Below are 16844 nucleotides of genomic sequence, written 5' to 3'. Positions count from 1 at the left end.
ATGAAAAGATTAACACCCGCGTGGCTTGCTGTTTCTCTGGCATGCTGTTTCTCCGCCAGTACGCTGGCAGCGGACGCGCTACAAACCAAAGCGTTTAGCAACATGCCCGCTGATTTTATTAAAGGCGCGGATATCTCCACGCTGCTGGACGCGGAAAAGCATGGCGCAAAGTTTTTTAACCACAATAATCAGCAGCAGGATCCGATCGCGATTCTGAAGGCCGACGGCGTGAACTATGTTCGCCTGCGCCTGTGGGTCGATCCAAAAGACGCCCAGGGTCAGCGCTACGGCGGCGGCGATAACGATCTGGCGGCGACGCTGGCGCTGGCGAAGCGGGCAAAAGCACAGGGGATGAAGCTGCTGCTTGATTTTCACTACAGCGATTTCTGGACCGATCCCGGCAAGCAGTTCAAGCCGAAGGCCTGGGAGAAAATGGATTATCCGCAGCTGAAAACCACCATTCATGACTACACCCGCGATACGATTGCCCGCTTTAAGCAGGAGGGCGTACTGCCGGATATGGTGCAGATCGGCAACGAGATCAACGGCGGTATGCTGTGGCCGGAAGGCAAAAGCTGGGGGCAGGGCGGCGGCGAGTTCGATCGCCTGGCGGGGCTGCTTAATGCCGCCATCGATGGCCTGAAGGAAAACCTCACCGCCGGTGAGCAGGTTAAAATTATGCTTCACCTGGCCGAAGGCACGAAAAACGACACCTTCCGCTGGTGGTTTGATGAAATCAGCAAGCGCAACGTGCCTTACGACATTATTGGTCTGTCGATGTACACCTACTGGAATGGCCCGATTAGCGCACTGAAGGCTAATATGGATGATATCAGCAAGCGCTATAACAAAGACGTGATTGTGGTAGAGGCCGCTTATGCCTATACCCTGGAAAACTGCGACAACGCCGAAAATAGTTTCCAGGCAAAAGAGGAAAAGGATGGCGGTTATCCTGCCACCATACAGGGGCAATATAATTATATTCACGACTTAATGCAGGCCGTTGCGGACGTACCGGGCCACCGCGGTAAAGGTATTTTTTATTGGGAGCCGACGTGGATTGCCGTGCCGGGAAATACCTGGGCGACGCCTGCCGGAATGAAATATATCCACGATGAGTGGAAAGAGGGGAATGCCCGGGAAAATCAGGCGCTGTTTGATTGCCAGGGGAAAGCGTTGCCGTCGATGAAGGTATTTAATTAATTATTCAGCTTTAAACTTCAGGATGTTTATTATGAAAAAATTTGCGCCTTTGAGTCCGAAGGTCAATGCGCTATTGCATGGCGCCGACTATAACCCGGAGCAGTGGGAGAACTATCCCGATATTATCGATAAAGATATTGCCATGATGCAGCAGGCAAAATGTAATGTCATGTCGGTAGGAATATTTAGCTGGGCGAAACTTGAACCTCAGGAAGGCGTATTTGAGTTTGGCTGGTTGGACAGTATCCTGGATAAACTGTATGCCGCCGGAATTCACGTCTTTCTCGCGACCCCAAGCGGCGCGCGCCCGGCGTGGATGTCGCAAAAGTACCCTCAGGTCCTGCGCGTCGGTCGCGATCGCGTGCCTGCGCTGCACGGTGGGCGTCACAACCACTGTATGTCGTCGCCGGTCTATCGTGAGAAAACCCTGAAAATTAACACCCTGCTGGCGGAGCGCTACGCGCAGCATCCGGCGGTGCTGGGCTGGCATATCTCCAATGAGTATGGCGGCGAGTGCCACTGTAGCCTGTGCCAGGAGCGTTTCCGCGACTGGCTGAAAGCGCGCTATGAAACGCTGGATAATCTTAATCACGCCTGGTGGAGCACCTTCTGGAGCCACACCTATAGCGACTGGTCGCAGATCGAATCCCCGGCTCCGCAGGGGGAAGTCTCCATTCATGGTCTGAACCTTGACTGGCATCGCTTCAATACCGCTCAGGTGACGGATTTCTGCCGCCACGAAATTGCGCCGCTGAAAGCGGCGAATGCTGAGCTGCCAGTGACAACCAACTTTATGGAGTATTTCTACGATTACGACTACTGGCAGCTGGCGCCGGCGCTGGACTTCATCTCGTGGGACAGCTACCCCATGTGGCATCGCGATAAAGATGAAACCACGCTGGCCTGCTACACCGCCATGTATCACGATATGATGCGCAGCCTGAAGGGCGGAAAACCGTTTGTCCTGATGGAGTCCACGCCGAGCGCGACTAACTGGCAGCCGACCAGCAAGCTGAAAAAACCGGGAATGCATATTCTCTCTTCTCTGCAGGCGGTAGCGCACGGGGCTGACTCGGTACAGTATTTCCAGTGGCGTAAGAGTCGCGGTTCGGTAGAGAAATTCCATGGCGCAATTATCGATCACGTCGGTCACCTGGATACGCGCGTGGGCCGTGAAGTGACTAAGCTTGGCGAGATGTTAAGCCAGCTGCCGGGCGTGGTGGGCTGCCGGACGGATGCGCAAGTGGCGATTATCTTTGACCAGCAAAACCGCTGGGCGCTGGATGATGCTCAGGGGCCGCGTAATCTCGGGATGGAGTATGAAAATACCGTCAACGAGCACTATCGTCCGTTCTGGGAACAGGGGATTGCGGTAGATATTATTGATGCTGACGTTGACCTGAGCGCTTATCGGCTGGTTATTGCCCCGATGCTGTATATGGTTCGCGACGGCTTTGCCGAACGCGCGGAAGCGTTTGTGGCCAACGGCGGCCACTTAGTTACAACATACTGGACGGGAATTGTTAACGAATCGGACCTGTGCTATCTCGGCGGCTTCCCGGGTCCGCTGCGCAAGCTGCTGGGCATCTGGGCGGAAGAGATTGACTGCCTGAACGATGGCGAACGTAATCTGGTACAGGGGCTGGCGGGCAATGAAGGGGGGCTGCAGGGGCCGTATCAGGTACGCCATCTGTGTGAACTGATCCACGCCGAAACGGCGCAGCCGCTGGCGACCTACCGCGATGATTTTTACGCGGGAAGACCGGCGGTCACCGTCAATCACGTAGGTAAAGGCAAGGCCTGGCACGTCGCTTCGCGCAACGATCTGGCTTTCCAGCGGGACTTCTTCAGCGCCATAAGTAAAGAGCTGGCGCTGCCGCGCGCGGTGGAGGCCGATTTCCCGCCGGGCGTGGTGGCGACCGCGCGCACGGACGGTGAGACTACTTACGTGTTCCTGCAAAACTACAGCGCGCAGCAGCAGCAGGTGACCTTACCGCAGGGCTATCAGGATACCCTCACCGGCACGGCCCTGAACGCGCCGTTGATCTTAAAAGCATGGGATTGCCGCATCCTCAGTCGTCACGCGTAATTTCTCTCTATCCGCGCCTGCTCCTGCGAGCAGGCGTTTTTTTATCTGCTTATCAGGAGTCTATTATGGTGAGTTTAAAATCCTTTCTGAATTACTTCTCCCAGTCTCGTCCGGCGGTAACGTTAAGCCCTGCGGAACAACAACAGATTGAACGGTTAATTCAGGCTTTCGGCGGTGAGGAAAATATCATCAACGTTGACGCCTGTATTACCCGCTTGCGCGTCACGGTGAACAATCTGTCGATTGTTGACTCTCAGGGACTACAGCAGCAGGGCGCGCTTGGCGTGATTATTCTTGGGCAGCAGGTGCATGCTATTTTCGGTAAGCAGTCGGATGCTTTGCGACAATTACTTGACGAACACTTTGCCAGCCGTAAATAAAATAAAACGGGATAACGCAATAATGGGTTATCCCGAAAATAAAACAAAGCATTCAATGGCAATAATCATTACCGGAGGGTAATTAACGACCTTACAGTTGGAGATAAAACAGTTTAGCTACTCTTACCACCAGGCTTCGACCTGGACACCAAAGTTCCACGTATTATTGGCAGTTTGATCTTCGAACGGTTTACCATTTTCTGAGTCATTCAGATAAGAAGCGAAAATACGCAGTTCCGGGCGAGACATAAAGTCAGGGCCATCGGCCAGGCCCAGCGCGATGGTGTATTTCTCACCGGCCTGCTTATAGTCCGTATTGTTCTTGTAGCTATCTTTTTGGTAAAAACCGCCTACTTCGCCAATCAGGCGTACATATTCGGTGAACTGATACTGTCCGCGAGCTACCAGCGACAGCATGCGCGTTTTATCCGTGTAATCGGTGATGTTGTCCGCGGAGCCCCAGGTCAGAACGTGGTTAATAGAGAATTTTTCGGTGATCGGAATTAAACCGGTATTGATCACCCGATAGCCGGTGGCGTCATTGACGTAGTTCCACATGTCATACCAGCCGCCGCCCTGGGAAACCATGTTCTGCGCCAGCCCTTTGTTTGCGTACTGCAGCACCGTTTTGTTGTAACCGCCCAGCATATCCTGGCTGATTTCACCGGTTAGCATGACGCCGTTTTCTGCATCATACAGGCCGCCGTAGGAGTCCTGCTTTTTGGTGGTGTTAGGCATCGCGTAGTCGATACCAAATTCGGTCCACGACCCGGCCCATGGCTTCCAGCCTGCGTAGCGCAGGTCAAGGTAGTTAATATTCACGTTGCTGTCGCCGTCGACGCGGTAGTCAACGTCATTCGCGTCGCCGCGGATCCAGGCAAATGAGACGGCGCCAGGGCCGAGGGTATAGTTTTCGATCCCGGCGCCGGATCCGGAAATGTTCCAGTATTTGGTATCAATGATGTGCAGATCGTGGCGCTGGTAGTAGCGTTTACCGCCCCAAATGACCGCGTTCGGATCGCCGGGGACCAGCCCTTTAATTTGCAGGTTGAGCTGGCGCAGGCCGAACTGCGCATCATCATCGAGCGTGGTTTCGTTATCGTTCGAACCGTCTGAAACCATGCTGACCATGCTATCGAGATAGAAGCTCACGTCATTTTTCTTGTAGACCTCCGAGCCCAACTCCAGCTCGCCGTAGGTATCGGACTCGTTACCCAGACGGCCAATTTTGTTTTTTTGCCATTCGGCCTGACTACCGTCGCCGGAGACCCCAACCCCGGCGCGCATATAGCCATGAAAATCGATACCCGGAAGCGTGGCGGAAGCAGCAAACACGGATGGTGAAATCAGCGCAGCGGCCAACGCAGCGGAGAGTGTGCGCAGCGTAGTGTTCATGTCTATCCTCTTATTGTTTTGTATTACGTTCACATAACCGATGTTATAAAATGCCTAAACCAAAATTCAGGCAATTGAATGATCGCTATAGTGTGATTAACTGCAAATAAATTAGCGGGTTTTGTTACGAGTGGTGAGTCCATTCACAATTTGTTGTATTGTGAGCGTAATACTTTTAATGCTGATTGTTGTTCGGGGGAGGCGGCAATGAGCGTTTTTTTACATTGCCCCTGTTACAATTCAGGGATAACAACATAAGGAACCGGACCATGAAGTCTAAAAGCGCGACCTTAGAAGACGTTGCTCGCCATGCGGGCGTCTCCTATCAGACCGTGTCCAGGGTACTCAACAAATCTGCTAATGTATCCAAAGCCACGCGCAGCAAGGTGGAGAAATCCATTGAGGAGCTACGCTATGTCCCAAACCGCCTGGCGCAACAGCTGGTAGGCAAGCAAAGCCGTACCGTGGGCCTGGTTACGATCTCCCTCGCATTGCATGCGCCTTCCCAGGTGGCCGCGGCGGTAAAACGCTATGCGAATGTGGAAGGTTATCAGGTGCTCATTTCAATGATTGATGAGAGCGTCAATCAAAGCATTCAAGATTCCATTAATGAACTTAAGTCTCAACTGGTGGATAAGGTCATCATCAACGTGCCGCTGGAGACTGATCAGGCTCAGAAAATTGCCGCTGATAACGATGATATCGTTTGTCTGTTTTTAGATGTCGATCCCTATAGCTCTGTGTTTAACGTTTCGTTTAACCCGGCGGACGGCACCCGAGCCAGCGTCAAATATCTCTATGAAATGGGGCATCGGGAGATAGCGCTGTTGGCCGGTCCGGAAAGCTCGGTATCGGCCAAACTGCGTTTGAAAAGCTGGCTAGAAACCCTCGAAGGTTATGGCCTACAGCCGGTCACGGTGATTCGCGGTAACTGGGATGCGCAGAGCGGCTATGCCGGCGCGCTGCAAATGTTGCGGGAGACGCCAAACTTTACCGCCGTTTTGGTGGGGAACGATCAGATGGCGCTGGGCGTGCTTAGCGCGTTTCACCAGCATCAGGTACCGATCCCGGGGGAAAAGTCGGTTATTGGTTATGATGATACCTATGAAAGTTCGTTCTTTTACCCGGCGCTAACCACCGTTTCGCTGGATCTTGACTTACAGGGAAAAGAGGCCGTTCGGCGCCTTCTCGATAGCGGCGATAACGAAACCTCCCATACTTCTTCTATTCTTCCGGCCCGTCTGGTCGTGCGCCACTCTACCGGGCCGAAAACGGAGCCCGGCAAAGACCTGCAGTCTATTGCCGAACAGCTCAGGGCCCTGGCGCATCAGCTGAGCCCTTGATCCGTAACGGGCGGCCTGTGCCGCCCATAATCCTTCTCATTCTCAGGGTTGATCTTTAGACTCGCACGGCGTACGATATTGTTATGTTATAACATAATGATTGAGGTCGCTATGAAACCCAATATTCATCCGCATTATCGTACGGTGGTTTTTCACGATACCAGCGCTAACGAATTCTTTAAAGTCGGTTCAACGATCCGCACCGAGCGTGAGATTGAGCTGGATGGCGAGACGTATCCCTACGTGACGCTCGACGTCTCCTCCAAATCGCATCCGTATTACACCGGTAAACAGAAGGCCTTCAACAACGAAGGCAGCACCGCACGTTTCCGCCAGCGCTTCGGCGGCTTTATTGATGCGAAGAGGAGCAAATAATGCAGGTACTCAACTCACTACGTAGCGCGAAACAGCGCCACCCGGATTGCCAGATCGTTAAACGAAAGGGGCGGCTGTACGTTATCTGCAAAAGCAATCCCCGCTTTAAGGCCGTACAGGGCCGCAAGAAAAGACGTTAACGGAAGCTCTCCAGCGTTCGTAACTGCTGGCCGTCGGCGCTAAAGTTGTCGGCGGCCAGCCATTGCCGCATTGCTCTGTCAATCTGTGGCCACTCGGAATCGATAATCGAAAACCAGTCGGTATCGCGGTTGTGGCCCTTTATCACCAGCGCCTGACGAAAGCGTCCCTCATACTGAAACCCCAGCCGCAGCGCCGCCCGGCGTGAAGGCTCGTTCAGGCTGTTGCATTTCCACTCGTAGCGACGATAGCCGAGCGTAGCAAATACGTAGTGCATCAGCAGCCAGTGGGCCTCGGTTGCCATCGCCGTCCGGCTCAACAGAGGCGAGAAGTGAACGTGGCCGACTTCAACAACGCCATTTTTGGCATCGATTCTCATCAGCGCCAGTGAGCCGATGGGCTGGTCTGTCTGCTGATCTATCACCGCAAAGTGAATGGGGTCGGCCTGCATGGCCACGCTCTCTATCCACGCGCGATATTCCTCGACGCTGTTATCCGGCTCACGCAGCAGCCATGTCCAGCTTCGCGTATCCGGGGCCAGTCGATGGGCGTCAAACAGCGCACCGGCGTGCGTGGAGCGCAATGACTCAAGCCGGCAAAGGCGACCCTGCAGGTTCAACCTCTCGGGATGCTGACGGGGCTGCCAGTCGGGCAGGGCAGCGCCAACGGGCTGATCGAATTGATTAAGATGGCTCATGGGGGTTTCCTTTGTGGGCGAATGCCATGAGATTAAGCACTTGTTGGTTCCATAAAAAGTGCCATAAGAGTATGTTTTTATGGTGCCACGAGGAGCGGTGATGAATATTCCGGATGATGCTTTTTTTACTTTACTCGAGCAGGCCCTGCGCGGTAAGGGAAGTGAAACCCTACAGCGTACCCTCTATCAGCAACTGCGCGAGGCTATTTTGCAGGGCACGCTGGCGGGCGATAGTCGTCTACCCGGTTCGCGCGCCATGGCGCAGCATCTGGGGCTGTCGCGCAATACCATCAACAGCGCGCTGGAGCAGTTGGCGATAGAAGGATATCTATTGCGTAGTCGCCAGGGGACGTACGTCGCGCCCTTGAGGTCTCAGGGAGAAGGGGACATTGAGGCGCGCGTTATTGTGCTCCCTGAATATTTACAGGGACTGCCGGCAGCAATTCACCGTGATTCGCCCACGCTGCTCTTTACGCCGGGAATGCCTGCGGTTAATTACTTTCCACTTTCCATCTGGCGTCGACTGCTCGATCGGGTACTGCGCGAAGAGGCCAGCGCATTACTGGGCTACGGCGATGCGCAGGGAGAGCTCGTACTGCGAAAAGCCATTGCCCGGCACCTCGCGCTCTCCCGGGGGATCCGCTGCGAAGCCAGCCAGATTGTGATTACTGAAGGGGCGCTGGAAGGCGTCGATTTATGCACGCACCTGCTGAGCGTAGCCGGCGATAGGGCATGGGTGGAAGAGCCCGGTTATCCGGGAGCAAAAAGCATCTTTCTCAAATCAGGGCTTCATATAAAGGGCGTACCGGTTGATCGTGAAGGAATGCGTTTTGATACCTCTGATGATAGCGAAGCGCCGCGATTGATCTTTACTTCACCTTCACATCAGTACCCCTGCGGAGCCGTAATGAGCGCCGGGCGACGACTGGCGTTACTGGAATATGCCCGCCGGTATGATTCGTGGATTATTGAGGATGATTACGACAGCGAATTTCGCTATAGCGGCGAGCCCATTCCGGCCATGCTGGGGATGGCGAAGCACGGGCCGGTGGTTTATCTGGGGACGTTCAGCAAAACGCTGTTTCCAGCGCTGCGCATCGGTTTTATGGTGATGCCTCCCGCGCTGGCGGACGCTGCACAAGGCGCCATTGGGGCGCTATTACGCGGCGGGCACCGGGCTGAACAGAAGGCGCTGGCGTTGTTCATTGAAGAGGGGCACTACGCACGTCATTTGGCCGCCATGCGCCGTTTGTACCGCAAACGCCAGCAGCAGCTGCGGGACGTCCTGGCTCAAGAACTTAACCATCCTTATGAACTCTTGGGCGGCGAGGGGGGCTTGCACCTGACCGTCGCTATCGACAACGTGGATGACCAGGCGATTGCGCAGCAGGCCCGGCGGTTTCAGCTGGCGCCCGGGGCATTAAGCCGTTTTTATCTTGATGCAAAAACGGCGCGAAGCGGGTTGGTTCTGGGCTACGGAAATACGTCCGCCTCACATTTTATTGCTGCGGTACGGACGCTCAATCGTCTTATTGCGCAGAACCGACGCGAGTAAGGGAAAACACATCGTAAAATGAGAGTTCGCCTTTGGTGGCGATCATTTTTTGTAGCTGCGCCTTCTGATCGCGACCGACGCGTGGCGATTGCAGAATGCGTTCGAGCAGTTGTTCAGGGACAAACCGGGTGTTATACCATTCGCCGTTGTAGCAAACGCGAAAATCAAGAACGTCGATATCTTCATAACGATAGCGCGGATAGACGTCAAAGAAGAAGAAACCGTTTAGCAGAACAAATAACACGATTAACAGCCAGACAGAATCCACCAGCGTTTCGGAACGAAGCATCACAATAAGCGTGGCCAGGAAAGCCGCGTACATGGCGACAAAAAGCCATGGGTGATTGCGAATAAAGCTAATGCTAAAGCGCGGACGATTGTCGCGCTTCTCTTTCACATTAAGTTCATCAATGGTGCTTTTTAGCAGCAGCTGTATTTCTGTCATCTTATTCCCCAAATTCTGCCATGAGCCCGTATGCAGGCGTGACAAACCGGGCTCAGCCTGGGGGGTATTTTATGTTGCGTAAATCCAGGGGGAAAGTAACAGATTGGTTGCAGAAAAGCATAACAGTTACCGTTTTTCGCTCTCCAGCATTTTGATAATCCGTGCCGGGTTTCCGCCGACGACGGCGTTGGCTGGCACATTTTTTACTACCACGGAACCTGAAGCCACCACGGCATTATCGCCGATAGTCACGCCAGGATTAATGACTGCCCGGCCGCCAATCCACACATTATGCCCGATGGTGACGGGTTTTCCGTACTCCTGACCACTATTGCGATCGACGGGGTCAAGGGGATGCGTGGCGGTATAAATATGTACGCCCGGCGCCAGCATGCAGTTATCCCCAATTTGAATCGGACAGACGTCCAGCATGACGCAATCAAAGTTCGCGTAGAAATTTTTGCCGAGGGAGATATTGTAGCCGTAGTCACAGCGAAAAGTGGGTTCGATATACGCATCGCTCGCGTGCCCAAGCAGTTCAGACAATAATGCTTTTCTTAATTCATGTTCTTCAGGCGCCGAATGATTGTAGCGGTGCAACAGTTGCCTGGCCCGCAGGCGATCGGCTTTCAACGTGGCGTCACCTGCCAGATACAGTTCGCCGGCAATCATTTTTTGTTTCTCTTCACTCATGGACGCTTCCCCTATTTCCTTATCGTCAGGCCGCCATAGTATAAAAAGAAACCGGTTTCATCTGTGCATTAAGCCAACATCTGTGAGCACTATCACACTTATTATCATCACCAAAGCGGGGCGTTTTCGACACGAGATGTATGACTTTCATTTGAAATAAACTAGCGGATAAATTTCCAGACTGAAGGCGGGATCTTGTCATACAGTTTATTCATCGTCAGTTCGGCAAGACGATGGTCGGCCGCTGAGTAAAATACCGCCAGTTCATTATCGGAAAGTTCATATTTATTTTTTTCAATTACGCGCTCCAGCGTATCAATTGTCTGACAGCGTCGTAAGCGCATCAAATAGTCTATTTTGGTTAATGTTTTATCAGACATAAATTCACCTTTTGATTGTAATAATACTAACAAGAAAGACTGGCCGGGTTTTCCCGACTGGCGTTGACAAAGCAGCGGAATAACCGATTGCCAGATTTGCGCCATTTCTGCAGATCCGCACTGTTAATGCCGTAGTTGCTGAACAAGACGAAAGTGTCATCCAGATATTCGTCAATCTGAGTAATCAGCTTATTATCCTCAGCATACTTAATTTTATAATTAAGCGCGAACGCGGCAATGTGCTCGATCAATTCATTAAGTTGAAGATTGACAGCCGAGGTCGGGTCATTAACCCAGCCGTGGTTGCTCTCTTCCAGGTTTGCAAGACAGTCATGATACAGGGTTTCGCAGAGAAATTTAAGCTGCGCAATATCATGTCTTTTTGGCGAGTATTCGTCCATAACGCATCCCCTTTTGAGTGGTTTAAACGACCGTTGTGGGATGAACACGACTAACAGACCTGACACATACATTGTAATCTTGCTGTTTAACTATAATCCACTCTTAAAAAGATTTCATCGTGCTATTACGAAAAATTACAATTATCAGCGTCCATTTATCTTCGATGCCTCGGTCTTTATTATATCGTGCCGTTACCCCGATCGGTAAAAACGAACACTGACCTTATATTTCATCAAGTTAGCCGCTGCGTTTTGCCGTTATACGAAGACAACCATACATAAAGTCAGTGATTGAGAATATTCTGAGTTAGGGCAAACGGGAAGGAAAGTCGCAGAGAAAAAACGGAGATAAGCACCACGACTCATCATTAAATATTATATCTCAGGTTATAAAATAAACAATAACAATCCGTGCGCTTTAAATCAGAGAAAAGAAAAGGGCCGCGTATGCGGCCCTGTGAAGAGAGATTAATGATGCTCAACCGGATGGCTGTGCTCAATATCCTCATTTTTCTTACTAAAGCGGCGACGCACGACCACGAAGAACACCGGCACGAAGAAAATCGCCAGAACCGTCGCGGTCACCATCCCGCCCATTACGCCAGTACCGACGGCGTTCTGCGCGCCGGAGCCTGCGCCGGAGCTGATAACCAGCGGCATTACCCCAAGGATGAACGCCAGCGAGGTCATCAGAATCGGACGCAGACGCATACGAACGGCTTCCAGCGTTGCTTCAATCAGGCCTTTGCCTTCTTTATCCATCAGATCCTTGGCGAATTCAACGATAAGTATCGCGTTCTTCGCCGACAGGCCGATGGTGGTCAGCAGGCCAACCTGGAAGTAAACGTCGTTGGTCAATCCGCGGAAGGTGGCAGCCAGCAGTGCACCCACAACCCCCAGCGGAACGACCAGCATTACCGAGAATGGGATCGACCAGCTTTCATACAGCGCAGCCAGACACAGGAAGACGACAATCAGCGAGATGGCGTACAGCGCAGGTGCCTGGTTGCCTGACAACCGTTCCTGGTAAGACATGCCGGTCCAGTCATAGCCAATGCCCGCAGGCAGTTTACCCGCCAGCTCTTCCATCAGGTTCATCGCTTCACCGGTACTCTTACCCGGTGTCGCCTGGCCGAGGATTTCCATCGATGGCAGACCGTTGTAACGCTCCAGACGCGGTGAGCCGTATTCCCAGCGTGAAGTTGAGAAGGCGGAGAAGGGCACCATCTGTCCATCGCTACCGCGTACGTACCAGTTACCGATATCTTCCGGCAACATACGGTATTTCGCTTCAGACATGATATACACTTTCTTCACACGACCGCGGTCAATGAAGTCGTTGACGTAGCTCCCACCCCATGCTGCGCCAAGCGTCGTGTTAATGTCGCTGATAGACACGCCGAGAGCCTGCGCTTTTTCCTGATCGATATCCACTTTGAACTGCGGAGTATCTTCCAGGCCGTTTGGACGAACGCCGCTTAAGACGTCAGGATGCTGCGCGACCATACCAAAGAGCTGGTTACGGGCCTGAGTCAGTTTTTCGTGGCCCAATCCTGCCTGGTCGATCAGCTGGAAGTCGAAGCCCGTTGCGGTACCCAGTTCAACAATTGCCGGCAGGTTAAAGGCGAAGACCATTGCGTCTTTAATCTGCGAGAAATAGCCCATTGCGCGCCCGGTAATCGCTTCAACTTTGTTCTCTTCGCCTGGACGCTGGCTCCAGTCCTTCAGAGAGACGAACGCGATGCCGGTGTTCTGCCCACGACCCGCGAAACCAAAGCCGTTAACGGCGAATACCGATTCAACGTTGTTTTTCTCTTTGGTGAGATAGTAATCAGTCATCTCATCCAGAACTTTCTGGGTACGCTCCTGAGTTGCGCCCGCTGGCAGCTGCGCCATGCTCAGGAATACGCCCTGGTCTTCGTCCGGCAGGAACGAACTCGGCAGACGAACGAACAGCCAGGCCATGCCGACAACGATGATCAGATACAGCACCAGATAACGACCGGTACTGCGCAGGATGTTGCCTACGCTATCGGTGTAGTGATGCGTGCTCTTATCAAACATGCGGTTAAACCAACCGAAGAAGCCGGTGGTTGCGCCATGGCTGCCTTTTTGGATGGGCTTCAGCATCGTGGCGCAGAGCGCCGGGGTCAGAATGAGTGCCACCAGTACCGACAGCGCCATCGCGGAAACGATAGTGATCGAGAACTGACGGTAAATCGCACCGGTAGAACCGCCGAAGAAGGCCATCGGGATAAACACCGCGGAAAGCACCATCGCGATACCCACCAGCGCGCCCTGAATCTGGCCCATTGATTTCCGCGTGGCTTCCTTCGGCGGTAGCCCTTCTTCGGCCATCACACGCTCGACGTTTTCCACCACCACGATGGCGTCATCCACCAGCAGGCCTATGGCGAGCACCATACCAAACATGGTGAGCGTGTTTATCGAGAAGCCGAACAGCGCGAGGATAGCGAACGTCCCCAGCAATACGACCGGCACGGCGATAGTCGGAATCAGCGTTGCGCGGAAGTTCTGCAGGAACAGATACATGACCAGGAACACCAGAATGATTGCTTCAACCAGCGTTTTCACCACTTCGTGAATGGAGATCTGCACGAATGGCGTGGTGTCATACGGATAAACAATCTTCAGGCCTGAAGGGAAGAAAGGCTCCATTTTCTTCAGTTCGGCACGAATGGCGTTGGCGGTATCCAGCGCGTTCGCGCCGGTCGCTAATTTAATACCCAGACCAGAGGCGGGCTGACCGTTAAACTTCGCGATAACGTCATAGTTTTCACCACCCAGCTCAATCTTCGCGACATCGCGCAGACGCACCTGGGAACCGTCCTGGTTAACCTTCAGCAGAATGTTGCCGAACTCTTCAGTATTGGTCAAACGAGTCTGCGCCACGATGGAGGCGTTCAGCTGCTGGCCTTTCACCGGCGGCGTACCGCCTAACTGTCCTGCTGCAACCTGGGCGTTCTGCGCTTTCAGGGCGCTGATAACGTCAACCGGCGTCAGCTGGAAGTTATTCAGCTTGTTCGGATCCATCCAGATGCGCATGGCGTACTGGGAACCAAACAGCTGCACGTCACCGACGCCGCTGGTACGGCTAATCGCATCCTTCATGTTGGCGGCGACATAGTCAGAAATGTCATCCTGATTCATGGTGCCGTTGGTATTGATAACGCCGACAACCATCAGGAAGCTGCTGGATGCCTTTTCAACGCTGATACCCTGCTGCTGAACTTCTTGCGGCAGCAGCGGTGTCGCCAGCGCCAGCTTGTTCTGCACCTGTACCTGGGCAATATCCGGATCGGTACCGGATTCAAAGGTTAGCGTAATGGTTGCTGTACCGGTGGAGTCGCCATTAGAAGACATGTACATCAGGTGATCGATACCGTTCATGTTCTGTTCGATAACCTGGGTCACGGTGTTCTGCACGGTTTCAGCATCGGCACCGGGGTACATGGCTGTAATGGAAATTGCCGGCGGCGCAATCGTCGGATATTGCGCTATCGGCAACTTGAGGATCGACAACCCCCCAGCCAGCATGATGATAATGGCGATCACCCACGCAAATATGGGGCGATCGATAAAGAAATTAGGCATGTCTTAACGGCTCCTGTTTAAGTTAAGACTTGGGTTGTTCTGACTGAGCGTTGCCTGCGGCTTGCTGTTTATCGTCAGAAACGACTTCCTGCGCTTTAACCTGCACACCAGGTCTGACTTTTTGCAGACCGGTTATGATGACGCGATCGCCCGTTTTCAGCCCTTCGGTGACCAGCCATTTATCACCGATAGCCTGAGTGGCGGTAATCTGGCGAACTTCGACTTTATCACCTTCGCCGACAACCATAGCGCTGGCATCGCCACGCGGAGTGCGGGTTACGCCCTGCTGAGGAACCAGCAACGCATCAGGGTTTACCCCTTCTTCCAGACGTGCGCGGACGAACATGCCGGGCAGCAGAGTGTGATCCGGGTTCGGGAAAATAGCGCGCAGCGTGATAGAACCGGTGGTCTGGTCAACGGTGACGTCAGAGAACTCCAGCGTACCGTTCTGCGGGTATTTCAGACCGTCGTTAGTGACCAGTTCAACCTTCGCTTTACCGTTTTCCTGCTGCAGCTTGCCGTTGGCCAGCTCTTGTTTCAGACGCAGGAAATCGTTACTCGATTGCGTCACGTCAACGTAGATAGGATCCAGTTGTTGCACGGTCGCCAGCGCGGTGGTTTGCCCGTTTTGCACCAGAGCGCCTTCCGTGACGGCGGATTTACCAATGCGGCCGGAGATTGGCGAGGTGACTTTGGTGTAGGCCAGATTAATGCGCGCGGTTTCAACCGCAGCTTTGGCGGCGACTACGGCAGCGTTGCTCTGCTGAGCCGTCGCCACGGCAGTATCGTAATCCTGTTGGCTAATGTACTTAGTGCCCAACAGTTTCTGATAACGTTTAACCGTTAACTGATCCATATTTGCCGCTGCCTGCGCTTTGGCTAAATCGCCTTTCGCGCTTTCATACGTGGCCTGATAGGTCGCCGGATCGATTTGATAAAGAGACACGCCCGCCTGGATATCGCTCCCTTCGGTGAAGTTACGTTTAAGAATAATGCCACTGACCTGAGGACGAACTTCCGCAACGCGATAGGCGCTGGTACGGCCTGGCAGTTCGGTAGTAATTTGTAGAGGAGCGGATTTGAGCGTCACAATACCGACTTCCGGCATTTGCTGGGCCCCTTGCTGAGCCGGTTTGTCGTCACATCCTGTTAGCGCTAAGCTGCCTGAGAGCATCAGAACGACCGCCAGAGGCGTTAACCCTCTGTTTTTGTTCATATGTAAACCTCGAGTGTCCAATTTCAAATTGTTCAGTGGCTCAATCGACCACAAACCCACTGCTGTGTTTCTATTATGGTCATGCTATGGTACATACATTCATAAATGTATGTAAACGTAACCTCTGTAAACTCATCGACCTATGGCACGAAAAACCAAACAACAGGCGCTTGAGACCCGGCAACATATTTTGGATGTTGCTCTGCGTTTGTTTTCGCAGCAAGGGGTATCATCCACCTCGCTGGCCGCAATTGCAAAAGAGGCCGGTGTGACGAGGGGCGCTATCTATTGGCATTTCAAAAATAAATCAGATTTATTTAATGAAATATGGGTACTTTCTGAAGCCAACATCAACGATCTCGAAGTTGAGTATCGGGCAAAATTCCCCAACGATCCACTGTCAGTTATCAGAGAGATCTTAGTGTATATCCTTGAAGCAACGGTGACAGAGGAACGCCGACGCCTGATGATGGAAATCATCTTCCATAAATGTGAATTCGTCGGTGAGATGGTCACGCTGCAGGAAGCGCAGCGAAGTTTATGCCTTGATAGCTACGATCGTATTGAACAAACATTAAAAGAGTGCATTGCGGCGAAGATGCTGCCCGCGAATTTATTGACCCGCCGGGCGGCGATTTTAATGCGCAGCTACCTTTCTGGCCTAATGGAAAATTGGCTGCTGGCGCCGAACGCCTTCGATCTGCGCAAAGAGGCGCGGGCTTATGTCGAAACGCTGCTTGAAATGTATCAATTTTGCCCCTCCTTACGCGGTTCCGAAGAACGGGAAGCTTAAGTCTCCTTGCGGACATCAGGGACATTTTTCCTGCTGTCCGCCGCTATTCGCGCGATAACAGAAGTGCTATTCTTCGCGCTGCGACGATCCCCGGTATTCTCCGGCTTTTGCAATCACTCATGTTAA

Annotated in this window: 17 protein-coding genes; 9 read left to right on the top strand and 8 right to left on the bottom strand. The window is 52.9% G+C overall.

What is annotated here, in order from left to right; all coding sequences use genetic code 11:
• The 3 genes from CMQ96_RS07725 to CMQ96_RS07715 all read left to right on the top strand — a co-directional run bounded on the left by CMQ96_RS07725 (position 1) and on the right by CMQ96_RS07715 (position 3672).
• Positions 1-1203, top strand: coding sequence for an arabinogalactan endo-beta-1,4-galactanase (locus CMQ96_RS07725; RefSeq protein WP_024359028.1), 1203 nt, complete (start codon positions 1-3; stop codon positions 1201-1203).
• A gap of 31 nt (positions 1204-1234) precedes the next feature.
• Positions 1235-3292, top strand: coding sequence for a beta-galactosidase (locus CMQ96_RS07720; protein WP_004136037.1), 2058 nt, complete (start codon positions 1235-1237; stop codon positions 3290-3292).
• A gap of 65 nt (positions 3293-3357) precedes the next feature.
• Entirely contained in the window at positions 3358-3672 is a 315-nt protein-coding gene (locus CMQ96_RS07715; RefSeq protein WP_004136039.1) for a glucose PTS transporter subunit EIIB, read from the top strand.
• Positions 3673-3795: 123 nt separating this feature from the next.
• Here CMQ96_RS07715 and CMQ96_RS07710 read toward each other — a convergent pair whose 3' ends face one another.
• A complete protein-coding gene (locus CMQ96_RS07710) occupies positions 3796-5067 on the bottom strand; it encodes a maltoporin (protein WP_014228201.1) in 1272 nt (423 codons plus the stop codon).
• A gap of 269 nt (positions 5068-5336) precedes the next feature.
• Between CMQ96_RS07710 and CMQ96_RS07705 the strand changes: the two genes are divergently transcribed.
• The 3 genes from CMQ96_RS07705 (at position 5337) to ykgO (ending at position 6925) form a co-directional block, all read left to right on the top strand.
• Complete coding sequence (locus tag CMQ96_RS07705; protein ID WP_049085240.1) at positions 5337-6410, top strand: LacI family DNA-binding transcriptional regulator; 1074 nt, start codon at positions 5337-5339, stop codon at positions 6408-6410.
• 111 nt (positions 6411-6521) lie between these two features.
• Positions 6522-6785, top strand: coding sequence for a type B 50S ribosomal protein L31 (locus tag CMQ96_RS07700; protein WP_004129897.1), 264 nt, complete (start codon positions 6522-6524; stop codon positions 6783-6785).
• Entirely contained in the window at positions 6785-6925 is a 141-nt protein-coding gene (gene ykgO, locus CMQ96_RS07695; RefSeq protein ID WP_003859006.1) for a type B 50S ribosomal protein L36, read from the top strand. Before CMQ96_RS07700 ends, ykgO begins: the two co-directional genes overlap by 1 nt.
• On the opposite strand, the gene CMQ96_RS07690 is transcribed toward ykgO, so the two are convergent.
• Entirely contained in the window at positions 6922-7620 is a 699-nt protein-coding gene (locus CMQ96_RS07690) for a GNAT family N-acetyltransferase (RefSeq protein ID WP_098066518.1), read from the bottom strand. The two genes, ykgO and CMQ96_RS07690, sit on opposite strands and share 4 nt — an antisense overlap.
• A 100-nt stretch (positions 7621-7720) precedes the next feature.
• On the opposite strand from CMQ96_RS07690, the gene CMQ96_RS07685 reads away from it, so the two are divergent.
• Positions 7721-9175: a PLP-dependent aminotransferase family protein gene (locus CMQ96_RS07685; RefSeq protein ID WP_098066517.1), complete on the top strand. Its 1455-nt coding sequence runs from the start codon at positions 7721-7723 to the stop codon at positions 9173-9175.
• Here the strand turns inward: CMQ96_RS07685 and CMQ96_RS07680 are convergent.
• A complete protein-coding gene (locus tag CMQ96_RS07680; protein WP_004136048.1) occupies positions 9150-9620 on the bottom strand; it encodes a YlaC family protein in 471 nt (156 codons plus the stop codon). The genes CMQ96_RS07685 and CMQ96_RS07680 overlap by 26 nt on opposite strands.
• Before the next feature lie 20 nt (positions 9621-9640).
• Here CMQ96_RS07680 and CMQ96_RS28860 point away from each other — a divergent pair, with 20 nt between their 5' ends.
• Positions 9641-9775, top strand: a complete 135-nt coding sequence (locus CMQ96_RS28860; protein ID WP_223226911.1) for a hypothetical protein — start codon at positions 9641-9643, stop codon at positions 9773-9775.
• Here CMQ96_RS28860 and maa read toward each other — a convergent pair.
• From maa to acrA, 5 genes are all read right to left on the bottom strand, one after another.
• On the bottom strand, positions 9747-10313 hold the full coding sequence (maa, locus tag CMQ96_RS07675) for a maltose O-acetyltransferase (RefSeq protein WP_004136050.1): 567 nt from the start codon (positions 10311-10313) through the stop codon (positions 9747-9749). The two genes, CMQ96_RS28860 and maa, sit on opposite strands and share 29 nt — an antisense overlap.
• A 161-nt stretch (positions 10314-10474) precedes the next feature.
• Positions 10475-10693, bottom strand: coding sequence for an HHA domain-containing protein (locus CMQ96_RS07670; protein WP_004099646.1), 219 nt, complete (start codon positions 10691-10693; stop codon positions 10475-10477).
• 26 nt (positions 10694-10719) lie between these two features.
• Positions 10720-11094 (bottom strand): Hha toxicity modulator TomB, encoded by a 375-nt coding sequence (gene tomB, locus CMQ96_RS07665; protein ID WP_004129911.1) that lies wholly within the window; start codon positions 11092-11094, stop codon positions 10720-10722.
• Between the two features lie 468 nt (positions 11095-11562).
• A complete protein-coding gene (gene acrB / locus CMQ96_RS07660; RefSeq protein WP_004848339.1) occupies positions 11563-14709 on the bottom strand; it encodes a multidrug efflux RND transporter permease subunit AcrB in 3147 nt (1048 codons plus the stop codon).
• 22 nt (positions 14710-14731) lie between these two features.
• Positions 14732-15925 carry a multidrug efflux RND transporter periplasmic adaptor subunit AcrA gene (gene acrA, locus CMQ96_RS07655; protein WP_004136054.1) on the bottom strand — a complete coding sequence of 398 codons (1194 nt, stop codon included), beginning with the start codon at positions 15923-15925 and terminating at the stop codon, positions 14732-14734.
• Between the two features lie 142 nt (positions 15926-16067).
• On the opposite strand from acrA, the gene acrR reads away from it, so the two are divergent.
• On the top strand, positions 16068-16718 hold the full coding sequence (acrR, locus tag CMQ96_RS07650; protein WP_004136056.1) for a multidrug efflux transporter transcriptional repressor AcrR: 651 nt from the start codon (positions 16068-16070) through the stop codon (positions 16716-16718).
• Positions 16719-16844 lie beyond the last annotated feature (126 nt).

Source organism: Klebsiella sp. MBT K-1 (assembly GCF_002556465.1).
GTDB lineage: Bacteria > Pseudomonadota > Gammaproteobacteria > Enterobacterales > Enterobacteriaceae > Klebsiella > Klebsiella grimontii.
The sequence above is the reverse complement of the archived record's forward strand: the minus strand, read 5'-3'. Positions and strand labels throughout refer to the sequence as shown.

What these genes read in the sequence shown, in the direction of transcription:
- ykgO (WP_003859006.1), top strand. Translation starts at nt 6,785, where the DNA reads ATGCAGGTACTCAACTCACTACGTAGCGCGAAACAGCGCCACCCGGAT.
- CMQ96_RS07680 (WP_004136048.1), bottom strand. Translation starts at nt 9,620, where the DNA reads ATGACAGAAATACAGCTGCTGCTAAAAAGCACCATTGATGAACTTAAT.
- acrA (WP_004136054.1), bottom strand. Translation starts at nt 15,925, where the DNA reads ATGAACAAAAACAGAGGGTTAACGCCTCTGGCGGTCGTTCTGATGCTC.
- CMQ96_RS07720 (WP_004136037.1), top strand. Translation starts at nt 1,235, where the DNA reads ATGAAAAAATTTGCGCCTTTGAGTCCGAAGGTCAATGCGCTATTGCAT.
- CMQ96_RS07725 (WP_024359028.1), top strand. Translation starts at nt 1, where the DNA reads ATGAAAAGATTAACACCCGCGTGGCTTGCTGTTTCTCTGGCATGCTGT.
- CMQ96_RS07705 (WP_049085240.1), top strand. Translation starts at nt 5,337, where the DNA reads ATGAAGTCTAAAAGCGCGACCTTAGAAGACGTTGCTCGCCATGCGGGC.
- acrR (WP_004136056.1), top strand. Translation starts at nt 16,068, where the DNA reads ATGGCACGAAAAACCAAACAACAGGCGCTTGAGACCCGGCAACATATT.
- acrB (WP_004848339.1), bottom strand. Translation starts at nt 14,709, where the DNA reads ATGCCTAATTTCTTTATCGATCGCCCCATATTTGCGTGGGTGATCGCC.
- tomB (WP_004129911.1), bottom strand. Translation starts at nt 11,094, where the DNA reads ATGGACGAATACTCGCCAAAAAGACATGATATTGCGCAGCTTAAATTT.
- CMQ96_RS28860 (WP_223226911.1), top strand. Translation starts at nt 9,641, where the DNA reads ATGAGCCCGTATGCAGGCGTGACAAACCGGGCTCAGCCTGGGGGGTAT.
- CMQ96_RS07710 (WP_014228201.1), bottom strand. Translation starts at nt 5,067, where the DNA reads ATGAACACTACGCTGCGCACACTCTCCGCTGCGTTGGCCGCTGCGCTG.
- CMQ96_RS07685 (WP_098066517.1), top strand. Translation starts at nt 7,721, where the DNA reads ATGAATATTCCGGATGATGCTTTTTTTACTTTACTCGAGCAGGCCCTG.
- maa (WP_004136050.1), bottom strand. Translation starts at nt 10,313, where the DNA reads ATGAGTGAAGAGAAACAAAAAATGATTGCCGGCGAACTGTATCTGGCA.
- CMQ96_RS07690 (WP_098066518.1), bottom strand. Translation starts at nt 7,620, where the DNA reads ATGAGCCATCTTAATCAATTCGATCAGCCCGTTGGCGCTGCCCTGCCC.
- CMQ96_RS07700 (WP_004129897.1), top strand. Translation starts at nt 6,522, where the DNA reads ATGAAACCCAATATTCATCCGCATTATCGTACGGTGGTTTTTCACGAT.
- CMQ96_RS07715 (WP_004136039.1), top strand. Translation starts at nt 3,358, where the DNA reads ATGGTGAGTTTAAAATCCTTTCTGAATTACTTCTCCCAGTCTCGTCCG.
- CMQ96_RS07670 (WP_004099646.1), bottom strand. Translation starts at nt 10,693, where the DNA reads ATGTCTGATAAAACATTAACCAAAATAGACTATTTGATGCGCTTACGA.